At 60.2% G+C, this 18,425-nt stretch carries 17 protein-coding genes; 8 read left to right on the top strand and 9 right to left on the bottom strand.

The features are described from left to right. Positions 1–47: 47 nt before the first annotated feature. The 3 genes from FHX09_RS16005 to FHX09_RS15995 all read left to right on the top strand — a co-directional run bounded on the left by FHX09_RS16005 (position 48) and on the right by FHX09_RS15995 (position 3,062). Positions 48–1,244, top strand: coding sequence for a D-alanyl-D-alanine carboxypeptidase family protein (locus FHX09_RS16005; RefSeq protein WP_132591032.1), 1,197 nt, complete (start codon positions 48–50; stop codon positions 1,242–1,244). 116 nt (positions 1,245–1,360) lie between these two features. Continuing rightward, positions 1,361–2,044 (top strand): dTMP kinase, encoded by a 684-nt coding sequence (gene tmk / locus FHX09_RS16000; protein WP_007793489.1) that lies wholly within the window; start codon positions 1,361–1,363, stop codon positions 2,042–2,044. Further along, a complete protein-coding gene (locus tag FHX09_RS15995) occupies positions 2,037–3,062 on the top strand; it encodes a DNA polymerase III subunit delta' (protein WP_132591034.1) in 1,026 nt (341 codons plus the stop codon). The genes tmk and FHX09_RS15995 overlap by 8 nt, the downstream gene beginning before the upstream one ends. Here the strand turns inward: FHX09_RS15995 and FHX09_RS15990 are convergent, their stop codons facing one another. Further along, positions 3,063–3,863, bottom strand: a complete 801-nt coding sequence (locus FHX09_RS15990; protein WP_132591036.1) for a sulfite exporter TauE/SafE family protein — start codon at positions 3,861–3,863, stop codon at positions 3,063–3,065. Positions 3,864–4,101: 238 nt separating this feature from the next. Between FHX09_RS15990 and metG the strand changes: the two genes are divergently transcribed. Genes metG through FHX09_RS15975 form a run of 3 tightly spaced genes read left to right on the top strand, consistent with a single transcriptional unit; the run spans position 4,102 to position 7,277 of the window. Next, a complete protein-coding gene (gene metG / locus FHX09_RS15985) occupies positions 4,102–5,652 on the top strand; it encodes a methionine--tRNA ligase (RefSeq protein ID WP_132591038.1) in 1,551 nt (516 codons plus the stop codon). Positions 5,653–5,659: 7 nt separating this feature from the next. Continuing rightward, positions 5,660–6,442: a TatD family hydrolase gene (locus FHX09_RS15980; protein WP_132591040.1), complete on the top strand. Its 783-nt coding sequence runs from the start codon at positions 5,660–5,662 to the stop codon at positions 6,440–6,442. A 4-nt stretch (positions 6,443–6,446) separates the two neighbouring features. Beyond that, positions 6,447–7,277, top strand: coding sequence for an MBL fold metallo-hydrolase (locus FHX09_RS15975; RefSeq protein ID WP_132591042.1), 831 nt, complete (start codon positions 6,447–6,449; stop codon positions 7,275–7,277). A gap of 33 nt (positions 7,278–7,310) precedes the next feature. Here FHX09_RS15975 and atzF read toward each other — a convergent pair whose 3' ends face one another. The 8 genes from atzF to FHX09_RS15935 form a co-directional block, all read right to left on the bottom strand. Beyond that, complete coding sequence (atzF, locus tag FHX09_RS15970; RefSeq protein WP_132591044.1) at positions 7,311–9,140, bottom strand: allophanate hydrolase; 1,830 nt, start codon at positions 9,138–9,140, stop codon at positions 7,311–7,313. Further along, positions 9,137–9,490, bottom strand: coding sequence for a cupin domain-containing protein (locus tag FHX09_RS15965; RefSeq protein ID WP_132591046.1), 354 nt, complete (start codon positions 9,488–9,490; stop codon positions 9,137–9,139). Before FHX09_RS15965 ends, atzF begins: the two co-directional genes overlap by 4 nt. Beyond that, positions 9,483–10,151: an isochorismatase family cysteine hydrolase gene (locus tag FHX09_RS15960; protein ID WP_132591048.1), complete on the bottom strand. Its 669-nt coding sequence runs from the start codon at positions 10,149–10,151 to the stop codon at positions 9,483–9,485. The genes FHX09_RS15965 and FHX09_RS15960 overlap by 8 nt, the downstream gene beginning before the upstream one ends. Further along, positions 10,151–11,701 carry an ABC transporter ATP-binding protein gene (locus FHX09_RS15955; protein ID WP_132591050.1) on the bottom strand — a complete coding sequence of 517 codons (1,551 nt, stop codon included), beginning with the start codon at positions 11,699–11,701 and terminating at the stop codon, positions 10,151–10,153. The genes FHX09_RS15960 and FHX09_RS15955 overlap by 1 nt, the downstream gene beginning before the upstream one ends. 40 nt (positions 11,702–11,741) lie before the next feature. Continuing rightward, positions 11,742–12,443 carry an isochorismatase family cysteine hydrolase gene (locus FHX09_RS15950; protein ID WP_132591052.1) on the bottom strand — a complete coding sequence of 234 codons (702 nt, stop codon included), beginning with the start codon at positions 12,441–12,443 and terminating at the stop codon, positions 11,742–11,744. A 78-nt stretch (positions 12,444–12,521) separates the two neighbouring features. Further along, positions 12,522–13,448, bottom strand: coding sequence for an ABC transporter permease (locus tag FHX09_RS15945; protein WP_184450415.1), 927 nt, complete (start codon positions 13,446–13,448; stop codon positions 12,522–12,524). Next, on the bottom strand, positions 13,448–14,578 hold the full coding sequence (locus FHX09_RS15940; protein WP_132591054.1) for an ABC transporter permease: 1,131 nt from the start codon (positions 14,576–14,578) through the stop codon (positions 13,448–13,450). Before FHX09_RS15940 ends, FHX09_RS15945 begins: the two co-directional genes overlap by 1 nt. An 18-nt stretch (positions 14,579–14,596) precedes the next feature. Then, positions 14,597–15,721: a BMP family ABC transporter substrate-binding protein gene (locus FHX09_RS15935; protein WP_132591056.1), complete on the bottom strand. Its 1,125-nt coding sequence runs from the start codon at positions 15,719–15,721 to the stop codon at positions 14,597–14,599. Positions 15,722–16,042: 321 nt separating this feature from the next. On the opposite strand from FHX09_RS15935, the gene FHX09_RS15930 reads away from it, so the two are divergent. After that, positions 16,043–16,720: a GntR family transcriptional regulator gene (locus tag FHX09_RS15930; protein ID WP_132591058.1), complete on the top strand. Its 678-nt coding sequence runs from the start codon at positions 16,043–16,045 to the stop codon at positions 16,718–16,720. A gap of 214 nt (positions 16,721–16,934) precedes the next feature. Further along, entirely contained in the window at positions 16,935–18,308 is a 1,374-nt protein-coding gene (locus FHX09_RS15925; RefSeq protein ID WP_184450368.1) for an ISNCY family transposase, read from the top strand. Positions 18,309–18,425: the final 117 nt, after the last annotated feature.

The following is an 18,425-nucleotide window of genomic DNA, read 5'->3' as shown; positions in this document are numbered from 1 at the left end:
GGTCCGCCGCTAGCATCTTCAAGGTCGCCCGAGCTGTGGGGTTTTCGGTGTTGAAGCGTCTCATTTGCCTCTGTGTCTGTCTTCTGCCTTTTGCAACGGGCGCCGTTGCCGCAAGCAGTGACACCAACGCTTCCTTTGTGACCAAGGCGGCGCAAGCCTACATGATCGAAGGATCGACCGGCACGGTGCTTCTTGCCAAGAACGAGAATCAGACCTTCTCGCCGGCCTCACTTGCGAAGCTGATGACGGTGGACCTCGTCTTCGATGCGCTCGCAAAGAACCAGATCACCCTCGATACGCAATATTCCGTTTCGGAATATGCCTGGCGAACCGGCGGCGCGCCATCGCGCACGGCAACGATGTTTGCCGCACTCAAATCGAGTGTCCGCGTCGAGGATCTAATCAAGGGCGTTGCCATTCAGGGCGCCAATGACAGCTGCATCATTCTTGCGGAAGGGATGAGCGGTGGCGAGCCGGCCTTTGCGGAGGCCATGACGCGGCGCGCCAGAACGCTCGGAATGGAACGGTCTATCTTCGGGAACTCGACCGGGCTTCCGGACGGCAAGAGCAAGACGACCGCGTTAGACATGGTGACGCTGGCCGCAGAACTGCAAAAGTCCTACCCGAACCTCTACTCGTATTTTTCTCAGCCCGATTTCGAATGGAACAGGATCTTCCAGCGTAACCGCAACCCGCTGCTCGGTCTCAGCATGGGCGTTGACGGTCTCGCCATCGGGTTTGCCGAGGGAGAAGGGTATTCGATCGTTGCTTCGGCAGAGCGCGACGGCAGGCGGCTGTTCATGGCACTGGGCGGGATCGCCTCCGATAAGGAGCGCACTGAAGAGGCCAAAAGAGTGCTCGAATGGGGGCTGACTGCGTTCGAAAGCCGCCAGATTTTTGCCGATGCCGAAGTGATCGGCCAGGCCAGCGTCTATGGTGGAACCTCGCGCAGCGTCGACCTCGTCGCAAAGACGCCTGTGAGTGTCTACATACCGATCAGCAATCCCGAGCGGCTGTCGGCGCGCATTGTCTATCGTTGGCCGTTGATGGCTCCGGTGGCGGCCGGTCATGAAATAGGGACGCTGCGCATCTTTGCGGCTGGCCGGCTGTTGCGTGAGGTGCCGCTCTATACGAGGGAGACCGTGGCGGTCGGCTCTTTGAGCAGCCGCGCCGTCGATGCTCTGATGGAGCTCGGCGAAACGTTGTTGTTCTCCTGGCTGTGGAACAAGCCCGAACCCATGTGATCGCCATATTCGCCGTTCAGGGTGAGAGTTGTCGTCGGGGCGGTTTCACTTTTCGCTGCCTTCCGCTAGATGTACGGCAGTGGTGCGGGCGAGCGCCGTAATGCAGGAAGTAGTCATTGCCATCCGGTACTGGATTGTTCGTAACGTTTGAAGGCGGGGAGGGCGCGGGAAAGTCGACGCAGATCCGTCGCCTCGCCGAGGCTCTTCGTGGTCGCGGCTACGACGTGCTGTTGACACGAGAGCCGGGTGGCTCGCCAGGCGCGGAAGCCGTGCGTCATGTGCTTCTGTCGGGTGCTGCCGAAGCCTTCGGAACACGAATGGAGGCAATCCTTTTTGCCGCAGCGCGCAATGATCACGTTGAGGAAGTCATCCGACCGGCTCTAATGAGCGGAAAGGTGGTCCTTTGCGATCGTTTCATGGATTCATCCCGCGTCTATCAGGGCGTGACCGGAAATCTGGAATCGGAATTCATCGAGGCGCTGCAGCGCGTGGCCGTCAACGGCATCGTCCCGGATTGCACGCTGATCCTCGATCTGCCGGCGTGGGCTGGTCTGGAGCGTGCCCGGAGACGAGGTGCGGCCGGCGATGTGAGCCCCGATCGCTTCGAGAAGGAAGAGCTGGAAACCCACGAGAAGCGCCGGGAAGCCTTTCTAGACATAGCTGGTCGGGAGCCGGGCCGTTGCCACGTCATTGATGCGATGCAGACCGAAGAGGCCATCGCTGCGGAGATTGTCGAGATCGTCTGGCAGCGTCTGTCGCATCCGGCTGCGGCGAAGGTAGCGGAGGCAGCGCATGAGTGATGAACGGCCGGGATTGCTCGACGGCGCCATTTGGCCAGCCGAGAACATGAAGCTATTTGGTCACGAAGACGCCGAGGCATTCCTCGCGCAGTCATACCAGTCGGGCAAAGGCCACCATGCGATTCTAATCGAGGGGCCACCGGGCATCGGCAAGGCAACGCTGGCGTTCCGGTTTGCAAATCATGTGTTGACTCATCCTGATCCTGCCAGTGCGCCGGAGCTGCTGGGCGATCCCGATCCGGCCTCGTCGGTCAGTCGCCAGATTGCCTCTGGCGCGTCGCATAACCTGCTTCACCTGGCACGGCCCGTTGATGAGAAAACGGGCAAGGTCAAATCTGCCATCACGGTCGATGAGGTCAGACGGGCAGGGCGCTTCTTCTCACAGACGTCGGGCACCGGCAATTGGCGCATCGTCATCATCGATCCTGCCGATGACATGAACCGCAATGCCGCGAATGCGATCCTGAAAATTCTCGAGGAGCCGCCGAAGCGTGCGTTGTTCCTGCTGATCTCGCATGCGCCGGGGAAACTGCTGCCAACAATTCGCTCGCGCTGCCTGCCGCTGAAGCTTGCGCCGCTTGAAGACAGCATCCTCGGCGCGGCGCTCGCACATCTCGGTATCGAGGCCGCCGATCGCGACCTTCTTGCGGCCGCGAACGGCAGCGTCGGAGAGGCGCTGAAGCTGGTGAACTATGGCGGCGGCGAGATCATCGCCGCCTACAACGAGGTTCTGCAAGCGCAGGGACCATCAGCCCGGCGCGCGATGCACCGGCTAGCGGATGCGCTTTCCGGCAAGGACAGTGACACGATCTTTGAATTCTTCACCAGCCATGTCGGCGAAGATCTGATGCGCAAGGCACGGGCCGCAGCGATTGCAGGGCAGGTTGCGGTCGCCGAGCGGCTGGCCCGCCTACATTCCGACATCGGCGAGCGGCTGACGGTTTCGGATGCCTACAATCTGGATCGCAAGCAAACGATCCTCAGCATCCTCGGAGACATCAAACAACCTGGTTCTTGATCAGGTCGCGAGCAGCTTCCACGCGACGACGGCAAGCGTTAGCGCCAGCACGATGCGGATTGTCCGTTCATGGAGCTTCGGTGCGATCAGGCTGCCGGCGATGATCCCGGGGATAGAGCCCACCAGAAGTGCAAAGAGCATTCCCCAGTCAATCTCGCCGATCATCCAGTAGCCCATACCACCGATCAGCGTCAGCGGAACGGCGTGGACGATGTCGGAGCCGACGATCTCGCGAACATCAAGGCGCGGGTAAAGCACTAGCAGCACGGTCACGCCGAGCGCTCCTGCACCCACCGACGTCAGGGTCACGAGGACCCCGAGCACCAGGCCAAGCACGGTCGTCCAGATGGCGATCGTGATCGGCTTGGGCGGAGAGCGCTCTCCAATGGAGCGAAGCGCAAGTGCTAGCACCTGCTTGCGAAAGACCAGCATGAATGCGGTCAGGACAAGCAGCCAGCCAAGGGCTGTCGTGATCGTGTGGGCGACGTCGACGCTCTTGCGGTCGACACCTGCCATGAGCCAGAGCATCAGCAGGGCGGCCGGAACGCTACCGGCGGCAAGACAGCCGACAACGCGCCAGTTCACTCTGCCGTGCATGCCGTGCACTGCCGTTCCGGCCGTCTTGGTAACAGCGGCGTAGAGCAGATCAGTTCCGACGGCTGTGGCTGGATGAATGCCGAAGACAAGCACCAGCAAGGGCGTCATCAGTGATCCGCCGCCGACGCCTGTAATGCCGACAAGAGCGCCGACGAGAAGCCCCGAGAGGGAATAGAGGGGATCGAAACTGGAAAGGACGGTCAAACAGCCGACCTCGAGCCTGCGCGTGAAATGATGCTGCCGAGTGCTGGAGATGTCACGTCGCTGATGCCCCGCCTTTGAGTTTTCTTTGGGTAGAATGCGCCTAAAATCGAGTCAAGTGCAGCACGCCCGCGATCGCCAAATCGCCGATGCTTTCAAAACTTGGTGTTTCGCTTCGCCATGACATGCGCTAAGAGCGGCTGACAAATTTTATAGAGTAAGCCGGACAAGAATGGCCGCCATGACAGACAAGACACCCTTCTACATTACTACCGCGATTTCCTACCCGAACGGCAAGCCGCATATCGGCCATGCCTACGAGCTGATCGCGACGGATGCCATGGCGCGCTATCAGCGCCTCGACGGCAAGGATGTCTTTTTTCTGACCGGCACCGACGAGCATGGCCAGAAGATGCAGCAGACGGCGCGCGCCGAAGGCATCTCGGCGCAGGAGCTTGCCGATCGCAACTCCGGCGAATTCGAGTCGATGGCGAAACTTCTCAACGCATCGAATGACGATTTCATTCGCACGACGCAGGAGCGTCACCACCAGACATCCCAGAACATCTGGAATCTGATGGCCGACAATGGCGACATCTACAAGGATTCCTATGCCGGCTGGTACTCGGTGCGCGACGAGGGCTACTATCAGGAAAACGAGACCGAGCTGCGCGCCGATGGCGTGCGCTACGGTCCGCAAGGCACGCCTGTCGAATGGGTGGAAGAGGCGAGCTACTTCTTCAAGCTCTCTGAATACCAGGACAAGCTGCTGGCGCACTACGAAGCCAATCCGGATTTCATCGGGCCGGCCGAGCGTCGTAACGAGGTGATCTCGTTCGTCAAGTCAGGGCTCAAGGATCTCTCGGTCTCGCGCACGACGTTCGACTGGGGCATCAAGGTACCGAACGATCCTGCCCATGTGATGTATGTCTGGGTCGACGCGCTGACGAACTACATTACCGCGACCGGCTATATCGAAGATCGGAGTGGCCCTCGAGCCAAGTACTGGCCGGCGGATGTGCACATCATCGGCAAGGACATCATTCGCTTCCATGCGGTCTATTGGCCGGCATTCCTGATGTCCGCGAAGCTGCCGCTGCCGAAGCGCGTCTTCGCGCATGGCTTCTTGCTCAACAAAGGCGAGAAGATGTCGAAATCGCTCGGCAACGTCGTCGATCCGGTCAATCTCGTGAACCATTTCGGCCTTGATCAGGTGCGCTACTTCTTCCTGCGCGAGGTTTCCTTCGGCCAGGACGGCAGCTACAGCGAAGAGGCGATCGGCACTCGCATCAATTCCGACCTAGCCAACGGGATCGGCAACCTTGCCAGCCGTTCGTTGTCGATGATTGTCAAGAACTGCGACGGCAAGATTCCGGAATGTGGTTCGCTGACGGATGAGGACAAAGCCATGCTGGCGCAGGCCGACGCGCTGCTCGCGTCGACGCGTGACGACATGGGCAAGCAACTCATTCATCGTGCGGTGGCCTCGATCATAGCGGTCGTTTCCGAGACCGATCGCTATTTCGCAGGCCAAGAACCGTGGGCGCTGAAGAAGACCGATCCGGCGCGCATGGGCACCGTGCTTTATGTCACGGCCGAGGTCGTGCGCCAGATCGCCATCCTGCTGCAGCCCTTTATGCCGGAATCGGCCGGCAAGCTGCTCGATCTCGTGGCTGCTCCCGCCGAAAAGCGCGACTTCGCAGCGCTGGGCGAGGCCGGTCGTCTGGTTTCCGGCACGCCGCTCGAAGCGCCGAAGCCGGTCTTCCCGCGTTACGTCGCGCCGGAAGCGTGAGGATGTCATGCTGATCGATACGCATTGCCATCTGGATTTTGCCGACTTCGAGGAGGAGCGCGACGAGATCGTCAAGCGCGCGCACGACGCCGGCGTCAAGCAGATGGTGACGATCTCGACGCGCGTGCGCAAGCTCGACGCGCTGCTCGCGATCACCGAGAAATATCCATCCGTCTTCTGTTCCGTCGGCACCCATCCGAACAATGCCAGCGATGAGCTCGACATCCAGACGGACGATCTCGTGCGGCTGGCCAATGCCCACGAGAAGATCGTCGCGATCGGCGAGGCCGGTCTCGACTACTTCTACGACACGCAGAAGCCGGAAGACCAGCAGACCGGATTGCGGCGCCATATCGATGCGTCGCGTGAGACACAGCTGCCGCTGGTGATCCATAGCCGCAGCGCCGACGAAGACATGGCGGCGATCCTGACCGAGGAAACGGGCAGGGGGGCGTTCCCCTTCATCCTTCATTGCTTCTCGTCGGGCGCCGAACTCGCAAGGGTCGGCGTTGAACTCGGCGGCTACGTCTCCTTTTCCGGCATCCTGACCTTCCCGAAGTCGGAGGAGCTTCGCGACATCGCCAAGACGGTCCCGCACGATCGCCTGCTTGTCGAGACGGATGCGCCCTACCTCGCGCCGAAGCGCTGGCGGGGCAAGCGCAATGAGCCGTCCTATGTCGTGAACACAGCCGAGGTTCTGGCCGAGACGCTCGGCCTCGGCTATGCCGAGATGGCACGGATCACGACGGAAAACGCATTTCGCATTTTCTCAAAGATGCCGAGGATCTGACAGCGTGGGCTACAGACGGCGTTTCACCATTCTCGGCTGTTCGTCGTCGCCCGGCGTTCCACGCATCACCGGCGATTGGGGCGCATGCGATCCGACCAATCCGAGGAACCGGCGTACGCGTGCAGCCTTCATGGTGCAGCAATTTGATGACAACGGTGGCGCTACGACGGTCGTTGTCGACACCGGACCGGACTTTCGCGAGCAGATGATCGCGGCCCGCGTCACGCACATTGACGCGGTTCTCTATACGCATCCGCATGCAGACCACATTCATGGTCTCGACGACCTGCGCGGCTATTTCTATGGATCGCAACAACGCGTCCCTATCCATGCCACCAAGGAGACGATGGATCGCATTCGCCAAGGATTCGGCTATTGCATGGAGACGCCGCCCGGGAGCAATTATCCGCCCATCGTCGAAACCAAGGTCATTGAAAGCATTGATGTGCCACTGCGGATTGCCGGCGCCGGAGGCACGATTTCATTCCACCCACATAGACAGCAGCATGGTGATATAATGTCCCTCGGATTCCGCATTGGTGGTGTCGCTTATTGCAGCGATATCAGTGACTTCCCTCCGGAAACCGTAACAAAACTTCAGGATCTCGATGTCCTGATCATCGACGCGCTGCAATACCGGTATCATCCCAGCCACCTGTCGCTGGAACAATCTTTGGATTGGATCGACCGTCTGAAGCCGAAGCGGGCTATCCTGACCCATATGCATACCCCGCTGGACTACGATACTGTTATGGCCGAGACGCCGGACCATGTCGTACCGGCCTATGATCAAATGAGCTTCGATATCGAGTTGGCGGAGCTGGAAACCGCCTGACGAGCCATCAGGCGCCTGAGGTTTGCGCGCAGATCAGCCCGCGCTTCGCGCCCTCTGCTCGGCCTGCGCAGCCACATAGTTGCGCCAACCGCCATAGTCGGTGATATCGGTCGCCTCGGTGATCGCTGCTGGCTCCACAAGAAAGCCTTTCACCACGACTCCGTCAGACAAAGTGATCGAACCGATTCCGAGAGGCGAGGGTATCGCAGCCACGAATTGCCCAAAGGCAGCAGGCGTCAAACGCCAGACTTCCACATCGATGCGGCCACCTTTGCCGGGCTCGACACGGATCATCCCGGGCTTTGCGGGCACCTGGCCGGTAAGCGCATAGAGCCGGTAGGCATCCGATGTCTGCGCCGCCCGCGAAAACACAGCGTCGAGGTCACGCAGTTGGACATTCAGCTGCATGCCGGATAGATGCGCACCGACGACAACAAGATCGATCATCTCGCTCTGGGCATTTGTCGTCGGTTTCGGCGGCGCGGCGGGCAGGGGCCAGCCTGTGGCGCCCAGGCTCACACCGGCGGCCTGGTGGATCTCTCGTGCAAGAGCCGCCGTCAAACTATCCCGGCCCGACAGCGCCAGCAGCGTTACGCTTGCCGGCAGGCCGTCGGTACGTTTGCCCGTCGGCACGGCGATCCCGCACATATCGAGTAGATTGACGAAATTGGTGTAGGTCCCAAGCCGTGAGTTCTCGCGGATCGGCTCGGCGGCGAGGTCGGCCAGCGTGTAGTGGCTTGGCGCTGTCGGAACGCAGAGAAGATCGACAGAGTCGATGATCGGTTGCACGGTCTTCTTCAAAGCCTGAAGGGCGTAGAGGCCGTTGAAGACATCGGCAGCACTGAGTGTTCTAGCGGCGCCATAGATCTTGCGCGTGACCGGATGGAAGCTCGTTTCGTTGGCATCGAAGAAGGCCTTCACGGCAACATAGCGTTCAGCCACCCAGGCACCTTCGTAGAGAAGATTGGCGACCTTGTAGAAATTCTCGAACGGCACCTCGACGAGGCGATGGCCGAGCGTTGCCAGCAGCTCGAGCGCGTTTTCGTACGAAGCTTCCATGGCGGCGTCGCCAAAGAATTGGCGGTCGGCCTTTGCGGGAGTTCCGATGGTCAGGACCGGCGGAAGCAAGCCATAGCCGGCGGCAGGGATGTCCTTCGAATAAGCATCCGCCACATCGTAACGGGCGACGGTGCCAAAGACACGCCAGGCATCATCGACGGTCAGGGCAAAGATGGACACGCAGTCGAGCGTGCGGCAGGCAGGTATGACACCCATTGTGGAAAGGGCGCCGACACTCGGCTTGAGTCCGACGATGTTGTTGAGCCCCGCCGGGACGCGGCCGGAGCCGGCGGTATCCGTTCCCAGTGCGAAGCTGACGATGCCCTGCGCGGTGGCGACAGCTGAGCCGGAGCTGGAGCCGCCTGGAACGAGGTTGGCGTCGATAGCGTTGCGAGGGATCGGATAGGGCGATCGGACACCCACCAGTCCCGTCGCGAACTGATCGAGATTGGTCTTGCCGATGACGAGCGCACCGGCTTCCTTCAACAAGCGAACGACGGTTGCATCAACTGTCGGCAGATAAGAATAGTCCGGGCAGGCGGCAGTCGTCGGCATGCCGGCAACATCGATGTTGTCCTTGACGGCGAGGGGAATACCCCAAAGCGGCTTGGCCTCGGCGTCAAACGCACCCAGCGCATCCGCCTCGGCAAGCAGTGCCTCACGATCTGCGAGGTGAAGAAAGATGCCCGGATCGTTGACCTCGGCCAGCCGTGCGAACACCCTGTCGATGATCGTGTGGGCAGTTCCGCCCCCAGCGTAGAATGCGTGCAGCGATGCGATATCGAAAGCCGGTGCGCCGGTCATGCTATTTCCTCGTCCAGAATCTTCACGGGCCGATCCCATTGGATCAGCACGACGCAGCCGGTGTCACTCCACACGGAGTGTTCTGTCCCGGCCGCATTGACGATGTAACTGCCGCGCCCATAGTCGCCGGCCTCATCGGATTGGGTGCCTTCCAGCACCAGGATGGTCTCGAGCCCCTCATGGCGATGCCGTGGCACAGACGCGCCAGCCTCGTATTTCAAAAGGGCGACGCCCGGTTGATCGTTTTCGAAAGGGCGGATCCAATGGATAGTGACGTCTTCACGAAATGGAGAGAAAGTCAGGTTTTTCCAGCCGCCTAGGGTAAGGAGTTCACGTGTCGTCTCAGGCATGGCCGACTACCTCCAATATGTCGTCCACATGTGCAGTCCAGCCGACGATCGCGCCCTGGGCGCGGATCATGGCGATGGCGGCTTCCTTGAATTCGGGAAAATAGCTCTCGGTCGCTTCTTCGGCGAGGAGGCACTCGTATCCGCGATCATTGGCTTCGCGCATGGTCGTCTGAACGCAGACCTCAGTGGTGACGCCAGCAAAGACGAGCTGGCTGATGCCCCTCGCTTTTAAGACGTCCCCGAGTTCGGTGGCGTAGAAGGCACCCTTGCCCGGTTTTTCGATCACGATCTCGCCGTCGATAGGGGCAAGCTCAGGCAGGATCGCCGTACCAGCCTCGCCGGCAATCAAGATCCGACCCATTGGTCCATCATCGCCGATCCTGAGGGTTGGCTTGCCGCGGTTGCGCTTGGCAGGCGAGAGATCGGAAAGATCCGGCTTGTGGCATTCCATGGTGTGAATGACAGGCAGGCCGGCATCACGAAATCCTTGAATCAGCCGTTTGACATCGGGAACGATCTTGGTGATGCGGCTGACATCGTTGCCGAGGCTCGCGCCGAAGCCGCCGGGCTCGGCGAAATCGCGCTGCATGTCGATGACGATCAGTGCCAGTTGGTCGGACTTCGTCGGAAAGGCAAAAGGTTGCGCCTTGATGTCAGCCATCAGTGATGTCCTGCCATGTGCGCACCAATGACCGAGATATCAGCCGCCAGCGCCGGGGTTTCGTAGACGAACTTGCCTCCCGAGATGACCATGATCCGGTCTGACATCTCCAGCAATTCGTCCAGATCTTCAGACAGCAGCAGCACCGCCGCACCGGAGTTGCGCGCCCTCATGATGCGCGCGCGGATTTCCGCCACCGCCGAGAAGTCAAGGCCAAAGCAGGGATTGGATACGATCAGAAGATCGACCTCGCCCGTCAGTTCACGCGCAAGCACGGCACGTTGCACATTGCCGCCGGACAGCGCAGCGATCGGTGATGCGGACGAGGCGGTCTTGACCTTGAAGTCGGCGATCAGGTCAGTCGCCCGCTTCTTCATTTTGGCCTTGTTGAGCCAGATTGCGTCCTTACCGTCCTGCTTCAGATCGAATGTACGGAAGGCGAGATTCTCGCTCACCGTCATGCGTGGTGCGCAGGCATTCTGCAGGGGTTCCTCCGGAATGAAGCGCACACTGTTCCTGCGCGTTTCCAGCCGGGTCGCTCCGTAGGCGTTACCGTTTACCAGCACGCTACCTGCCTCGGTCGGTCGTTGACCGGCAAGAATCTCGGTCAGTTCCTTCTGCCCGTTGCCCGATATGCCAGCGATGCCGACGATTTCGCCGGAGCGAACCGTCAAGTTCTCGATCTCGATGGTCTTCAGGCCGGAGCGATCAGGAGCCTTGACCTTTTCCACCTTGAGAACAGGCTTCGCCATTTTCGATACCGGCACGCGCGTGTCGAGTTCGGCGAGCTTGACGTCGCCGATCATCGTGGAGGCCATCTCTGCGGTCGACATCTCGCCCACCTTGCCGCCGCCGACCAGCTTTCCGCGTCGGAGGATAGAGACGGCGTCGGCGAACTTGGTGACCTCATGGAACTTGTGCGAAATCATCAGCACGGTCAGTTCGCCGCGTTCGGTCATGCCGCGCATGAGCCCGAGCATCTCGTCTGCCTCGGCGGGCGTCAGTACGGATGTTGGCTCATCGAGCACGAGAAAGCTGCGGCCGAGATAGAGCTGTTTGACGATTTCGAGTTTTTGCTTTTCACCGGCGGCGAGCTCCTTGACCGGACGATCGAGCGGGATCTTGAACGGCATGCGCTCCATGAAGGCTGCGAGATCCTTGCGCTCCTTGGCCCAATTGATCACGGCGGGCACGGCGGCGCGGCTGATGACGAGGTTTTCCGCACCTGTCAGCGACGGCACCAGCGTGAAGTGCTGATAGACCATGCCGAGCCCATAAGTCGCCGCATCCCTGGGGGAGGCGATCACCACTTCGCGGCCATCGACTGAGAGCGAACCCGACGTCTGATGGTAGAAGCCCATGATGCATTTGACGAGAGTCGACTTGCCTGCACCGTTCTCGCCGAGGAGGGCGTGGAAGGTACCGGCCGGAATGTCGATTGAAACACGGTCAAGTGCGATGAAGCTGCCGAACCGCATGGTCATGTCGAGTGTCTGAATACCGACGGCCTTGCCGGACTGGGGAAGAGGCGTGTCGCGTACAATGCTCACTTCAGATCTCCTTTTCGACGAAGGGCACGCAAGGACGGCATCAAGGAAACGCCTCGATCAGGGTTGTCGAATTGGACACCGATCCGAAGACACCGCCCTGCATCTTCACCATCTTGATGGCGGCGAGGTGATTGCCGTAGTCGGTGGCGCCGCAGCAGTCCTCGAGCAGCAGGCACTCGAAGCCGCGATCGTTCGCCTCGCGCATCGTCGTGTGAACGCAGACATCGGTCGTGATGCCGGTCAGGATGATGTTCTCGATCCGCTTCTGGTTGAGGATCAGTTCCAAATCCGTAGCGCAGAAGGAGCCCTTGCCGGGCTTGTCGATGATCGTCTCGCCCTCGGTCGGCTTCAGCTCGTCGATAATGTCCCACCCTGGTTCTCCACGAATGAGGATGCGGCCGCAAGGGCCGGCGTCGCCGATGCCGGCGTTAATGCGCTGTGAGCGCCAGCGCTTGTTTGCGGGCAGATCCGCGAGATCGGGGCGATGCCCTTCGCGGGTATGAATGATGTGGTAGCCCTTGGCGCGCATGGCGGCGAGCACGTTCTTGATCGGCTCGATAGGCGCCCGCACTAGCGACAGGTCATAGCCCATGTGATCGACATAGCCACCCTTGCCGCAGAAATCGGTTTGCATGTCGATGATGATGAGTGCCGTGTTGTCGGGCCTCAGTGCACCGTTGTAGGGCCAGGGATAGGGATCGGCATTGATGTAGTGTCCTTTGGTTTCGACCATCGCGTCCATCGTTTTCTCCTATTCCCCCGCAAGCTTGAATGTTTTTCCAGCCCGTCGAATCCGCCGGGACCGTCCATTGCAGATCATCTATTTCGCGAGCGACAACGCGCCGGGCGCTCCCGCAAGCGAGCGGGTGGGCGACGAAGTCGCGATTAGAATAGCCAGTGTCAGCACGTAGGGAGCCGCGTAGAAGAGATAGTAGCCCTGGGTGACGCCGACGGACTGCAGGGCAGGGCCCAGCGCACCCGCGCCGCCGAAGAGAAGCGCCGCCAGGAAGCAGCCGATCGGGTTCCAGCGTGCGAAGATCACTAGTGCTACCGCCATCAGGCCCTGCCCCGAGGAGATGCCTTCGTTCCATGAGCCCGGGTAGTAGAGCGAGAGATAGGCGCCCCCGACGGCGGCAAGCGATCCGCCGACGATCGTGGCCAGCAGGCGCACGCGGTCTGGGTTGATTCCCATCGCACGTGCCGCGTCGGTACTGTCGCCGACGACGCGCAACACAAGGCCGATCCGGGTGTTTCTGAACGCCCACCACAGAAAGAGCGCAAGTACGCCGCCCAGGATGAAAAGCGCATTGATGTTCAAGGCCGCCTGAACCTGCGGAAGATCGGACCAGGCACCTAGCTGGATCGACGGCAAATGTGGCGCTGCCGGCTGGATGAAGGGCTTGCCGAGAAAGAAGGCAAGCCCGAGGCCGAATTGCATCATGGCGATGCCGATCGCGATATCGTTGACCTTCGGCCACTTGCAGATCCATCCGTGCACCAGGCCAAAGACCGCACCGGTGCCCATGGCTGCAAGTACACCAAGCCAGGGCGAGCCGCTGAGCACGGCGATCGCGTAGGCCGTCATGGCGCCGAAGACCAGCGTGCCTTCCAGCCCGAGATTGATGCGGCCGGAGCGTTCGGTGATGGTCTCGCCGAGGCTGACGAAGATGAAAGGTGTCGACACGCGGATCGCGCCTGCGAAGATGGCGAGGGGGACGCCCCAGATGCCGATGCCGCCCGCGTCCATCATGCACTCCTTTTCCAGAGGTCGGGATTGAAGATCTTGAAGCGGCCGTAGAAGGTCTCGCAGAAGAGGATGACGACGAAGAGCGTGCCCTGCAGCACCAGTACAGTCGCGTCAGGCAATGCCATGCGGCGCTGAATCAGCCCACCCGACGCATCGATGCCGCCAAGCAGGATGGCGACCGGAATGATCGCTAGCGGATTGTGTCGCGCCAGGAAGGCGACGAGGATGCCCGTATAGCCATAGCCCGCCGCCAGCGAGGCATTGGCGCTACCCTGGACGGCAGCGACTTCGATCATTCCGGCAAGGCCCGCGAAGCTGCCGGCGATCGCCGTGAAACCGACGATCAGGCGGCCGACAGGCAATCCCTGGATCTGTGCGGCACGAACGTTGCCGCCGGCGATACGCGCGGCAAAGCCGTAGCTCGTCACCTCGATCAGCACCCAGGAAGCGATGCAGGCGACGACGCCGATGGCGAGCCCCCAATGCACGTCCATTCCGGGCATCTTGCCGAGCATGTACTCTGCGGGTAGGGGAGATGTCGAGGGTTTGTTCAGGCTCGCCGGATCGCGCAGCAGCCCTTCGACGAACTGGTTCATCAGGGCAATGGCGATATAGGCGAGCAGCAGAGAGGAGATCGTCTCGTTGACGCCGCGATAGTGCCGGAGGAAGCCTGCAAGGCCAATCCAGATGCCTCCGACGACCATGGCCGCTGCAGCCATGAGCAGCAGGACGAGGAGAGCAGGCAGCATCCCGATGAACGGCAGCGCAATCGCAGCGGCGGCGACGCCGCCCAACACTACGGCGCCCTCGCCCCCGATGATGACGAGCCCTAAACGGGCCGGCAAGGCGACACACAGTGCTGTCAGAAGAAGCGGGGCGGCCCGGCTAAGGCTGTTCTGGATCGAGAACCAGCTGCCAAAGCCGCCCGTGTACATCAGTTGGAACAAGGGGGCCGGCGGTTTGCCGATCACTAGGATGAAGATGGAGAAGAGCGCCAGCCCGATCAGGATCGCGCCGAAACTAATGACAACAGGTTCCGCTCGCCGTGCCAGCCATTCGAGGACGGGTCTCAGTACGGAAGATCGTTCGGAAGCGATGGAAATTGCGGCAGTGTTCGCCTCGACTGTCATGACGCTTCTCCCTCTGGCTTAGGCCGTGGATCCGACGACGCCTTCCACCAGGTAGTCCATGCTCTCGAGCTCGATAGCATCTTCGGCATAGCTCTTGCCGGCCGCGACGACGACGTTGCCCTTGTTGTCCTTGATCGGCCCCTTGAAGACGGAGAACTTGCCGGTCATCATTTCGGCTAGCGTGGCGTCGAACTTCGTCCGTCCTTCCACGGGCACGGCAGGCCCCAGTGGACTCATCTTGACGAACCCGTCTTTGAGGCCTCCGCGCACGAAGTTGCCGAGCTTTTCGCCGGCCTGCAGCTTCTTTACGAAGTCGGTATAGACGTTACCCCACGCCCATTCCGCGCCGGTCAGGTATTTTTCAGGTGCCAACGGGCTCTGGTTTGCATGGTAGCCGCAGACAAAAGCGCCGCGTCCGGCAGCCGTTTCGACGACAACCTTCGGGCTGTCCACGTGGCAGGTAATCACATCCGCGCCCTGGTCTATCAGTGCGTTGGTGGCTTCAGCTTCCTTGACGGCCAGCGACCACTCGCCCGTAAAGATGACCTGGCAGGTGATTGACGGATCGACCGCGCGCGCGCCGAGCAGGAAGGCATTGATGTTCTGCAGCACCTGCGGAATGGGCTTGGCGGCGACGAAACCGATCTTCTTGCTCTTCGACGTATAGCCGGCCACGACACCGTTCAGATATTGGCCCTGGAAGATGTAGCCGAAATACGAACCGGTGTTCGCCGGGTTCTTGCTTTCCTGCCAGAGCCCGCCGCAGTGCCGGAACTGAATGTCCGGATACTTTGCCGCCATCGCCAGCATATGCGGGTTGAAATAGCCGAACGACGTCGGGAAGATCAGCGTCGCGCCGTCGAGGTTGATCATCGATTCCATCGTCTTCTGGACATCGACCGTTTCCGGGACATTTTCTTCTTCTACGATGGTCACGCCTGGCAGCGCCTTTAGCGCTGCCGCGCCTTCGGCATGCGCCTGGTTGTAGCCGTAATCGTCCTTGGGGCCGACATAGATGAAACCCACCGTCAGCGCGCTCTGGGCGAGGGCGCGGCTTGGCAGCAGGCCAGGCGTCAAAGCGAGTGCGCCGGCTGCGGAAGCCTGCAGGAAATGGCGGCGGTTCATGGAAAGGAGTCTGGTCATCGGAATGCTCCTTGCGGCAAGGGCCGGTTCGAAAACGTTGCAAGAAAGTGTATGCAATGACCGTGCCAGATTATAAACTATTGTTGTTATTGCATAAAAATAAGTGTAGATATGGAGCTGTGCAAACTGTATGCAGATTGTTGTCGTTAAGTGATTAAAAAATAATCCGAGAATTATGTTTGGGCATGAATGGCCGCGTTCGGATTTAAAGCCATTTCGTGTTTGTCAGAATGGACGAATAACCCACTAAAAAGACAAAACTATTTGACTTTTCAGAATACTGGATGAATCTGTATACAATCTAGGGAAGTCAGCGCGAACGTGAATCAGGTCAAACGCAGACAAGTGGTAAGAGCAGGCACGACCGTCGAGCAGATGGTCCGCGCGATGGCTGATATGATCGTCACGGGAGCGTTGTCGCCGGGCGAGAAACTCGATGAGATTTCGCTTGCAGCGCGTTTCGATGTGTCACGAACGCCGGTTCGCGAAGCGTTGCGCGAGCTTGGCGCGATGGGCTTGGTCGATCGAGAACCGAACCGCAGTGCGATCGTGGCCAATGTCACGGAAGCCTATCTTCATTCGATGTTCGAGGCGATGTCGGAATTGGAAGCCATTTGCGCGCGCCTTTCGGCCGAACGAATGACCATTGATGAAAGACGGGCGCTCGAGTTTTCGCACCGCAGTTCCGCAAGGCTCGTCCATGCCGGCGCCAAGGACGAATATGCCGCGCACAATACCGAGTTTCACTCGCTGCTTTATCGCGGCGCGCACAATGATCACATCTTCGAGCTGGTGACGCAGACACGCGCACGATTGGCGCCATTCCGTCGCGCGCAGTTCCGGCTGCCTGGTCGCTTGGCAAAATCCTATGACGAGCACGACGTCATCGTGACCGCGATCATGCGTGGCGATGCAGCGGCAGCCGGTCAAGCGGCTTATTCGCATGTCGCCATCGTGAGCGATGCGAGCATCGTTTTCGCCACAGCAAAGGGTGAGTGACTTTCTCACTGTGCATCGGCATAGGTTCATAGCTAGTTGAAAGAGAAATCCAATCGGAGCGTCTTGATGAAGTTCGTTTAAGGATCGCGATAACGTCTCATGTTCCATAATCTATCTTATCCGACTTCATGGTGTAGCCGCAAAGTTAAAGTGTCCTGTTTCTGCAAAGTTGGAATGTCACTCTCCCCGCGTTTGATGACGTGGGAGATTGCCGGTGGGACTGATTGCGATGAGCGAGCGTGACCTGCAGCGGATCGAGGTTTTGTCGAAAGTCATCGACGGTCGAATGACGTTGGTGTCGGCGGCGCATGTTCTGGCGCTGAGCGAGCGCCAGGTGCGCCGGCTGTTGGAGCGGATCAGAACGGGTGGCGCGGCGTCGATCCGGCACAAGGCGATCGGCCGGCTGTCGAACAACCGGATCGGTTCTGGCGTGCGTGATTATGTGCTGTCGATCGTTCGCGAGCGCTATTGGGATTTCGGGCCGACGCTGGCGGCCGAGAAGCTTGCAGAGCTCGATGGGCTGACGGTGTCGCGCGAGACGCTGCGGCAATGGATGACGGCGGCCGGTATCTGGCGATCGCGCCAGCGGCGTCGCACGTTCCATCAGCCACGGTTGCGGCGCGAGGCTTATGGTGAGCTGGTGCAGATCGACGGCTCCGAGCATCGCTGGTTCGAAGATCGTGGGCCGCCATGTACGCTTTTGGTGTTCATCGACGATGCGACGGGCAAGCTGATGCAGTTGCGCTTTGTGCGCTCGGAAAGCGCCTTCAGCTATTTCGCGGCGCTGGAACTCTATCTGCAGGATCACGGGGCGCCGGTGGCGTTTTATTCCGACAAGCATTCGGTGTTCCGGGTGGCGAAGAAGGACGCCAAGGGCGGCCAGGGCATGACCCAGTTCGGGCGGGCGCTTTGCGAGCTAAACATCGAGATTCTTTGCGCAAATTCAAGCCAGGCGAAGGGCCGGGTCGAGCGCATGAACCAGACATTGCAGGACCGATTGATCAAGGATATGCGATTGGCAGGGATCTGCGACATGCAGGCGGGCAATGCCTTTCTGCCGACGTTCATGGAAGGCTACAACGCGCGGTTTGCAGTTGCCCCTGCCCGATCTGACAATCTGCATCGGCCGGTGAACCTGGCGTTGGACCGGCTCAAGGACATTCTGTGCAAGCGTGAGCAGCGGTATGTCGGGGCGCAGCTGACGTTCTCGTTCGAGCGCCAGCGGATCATGCTGGAAGAGACCGATATCACGCGTGGGCTGGTCGGCCGCTATGTCGAGACCTATGCCTTTTCCGACGGTCGGCTGGATGTGCGCTGGAAGGGGCATTCCCTGCCCTACAGGGTGTTTGACAAGGACCAGCGGGTGACACATGCGGCGATCACCGAGAACAAGCGGCTTTCCGATGTGCTGAGCTACATCCAGGAGCGCCAGGAGCAGTTGCCACGGCCGAAGGTGAAGACCAATAGCGAGAAGAATGGCTACACGCCGCGGGGTCGCAAACCGGGACGAGCTAAGGATTTCATGAACGACCCCGCCGTCATTGCCCGACGGCAACAGGCGCTCTCCGACCTCGATGCGGCGGAATGACAGGCTGCTCCAACTGTCAAAGCTCACATGAGGATTTCGCCGTCAAGATCAATCACCTTTTCATAGCGTGCTCCTTTCGATTTGTATCGAATCCATGGCTGAGCCACCTTTCATGAC

The organism is Rhizobium sp. BK538, from assembly GCF_014197575.1.
GTDB lineage: Bacteria > Pseudomonadota > Alphaproteobacteria > Rhizobiales > Rhizobiaceae > Rhizobium.
Note: the sequence above shows the minus strand (reverse complement) of the source record. Positions and strands in the feature narration are given on the sequence as shown.